The organism is Photobacterium lipolyticum (genome assembly GCF_003026475.1).
Lineage (GTDB): Bacteria > Pseudomonadota > Gammaproteobacteria > Enterobacterales > Vibrionaceae > Photobacterium > Photobacterium lipolyticum.
This window is the reverse complement of the sequence record NZ_PYMC01000051.1, coordinates 1-872: the sequence shown is the minus strand read 5'-3', so window position 1 is coordinate 872 and position 872 is coordinate 1. Positions and strand designations below refer to the sequence as shown.

Genomic DNA, 872 nt, shown 5'->3' with positions numbered 1-872 from the left:
GCAGTTCGTGATACACAACAAGCGTTCAGGTATATCGCCAGAGAAGATCGACTTCGTAGCGGCTAAGCACGACCCGCCGACCATAAAATGAAGCCACATTGCCTGTGCTACTCTGCGCCATAACGCCCGCCATAAGGTGTGCCCCACTGAATCAGCAAAGCGCACCTGACTCCACACTAAAAATGCCGAGTGTAAGGCATCACCTTGATGGCATTGTTATATTTTTATTGATACAGCGCTTCTCTCTTAGAAACAAGGCATATTGATTCCCCTTGCGGGGTAAGGTATAGATTTACAGCACCAGACTCATTCTCAAGCAACAACGTTTTACCATTCATTGTTCCTTTGTATTTGAACCCTTTAAAAGTTTCTTCACGAGCCATCATGCAAGCTTTAGGTAGTGCATATGTCTCAACATAAAATGTATCGCACTTTCCTGATGAAGTCTGAGCTACAGCAACTGTTACATGAGAGTCCCCATCGCTATACCCTTTAGATGTCAAACTTGAGTACATTCGATTATCTGCATCTTTCTTGTTCCAGTATGCGTGACTAGAGTGAGCCTTTTCATCAATTATAAAATCAGCGGCAATTTTTAGCTGTGGTACGCAAGTCTTTACCCCATTTTCCTTTGCCATATTTACGATTGAATTTTCCTCATCTGCTAAAACTGTTGTAGACACTACTAGCGCTAAACAAAAACAAATTTTTTTCATAGTTACTCCTTGTGTGAAAATTTAAAAATATAACGCCTGCAATAAGGTGCCACACACTGAACCAACAAAGCACACCGAACTCCATACCAAAAATGCCGAGTGTAACTGGTCACCTTGATTGCCTTGTTATGTTTATGCTACACCCGGCATTGACCC

1 protein-coding gene is annotated in these 872 nt (G+C 42.2%); it reads right to left on the bottom strand.

Annotated elements, in window-relative coordinates:
• Positions 1-224: 224 nt before the first annotated feature.
• Positions 225-716, bottom strand: a complete 492-nt coding sequence (locus tag C9I89_RS22255; protein ID WP_107285499.1) for a hypothetical protein — start codon at positions 714-716, stop codon at positions 225-227.
• Positions 717-872 lie beyond the last annotated feature (156 nt).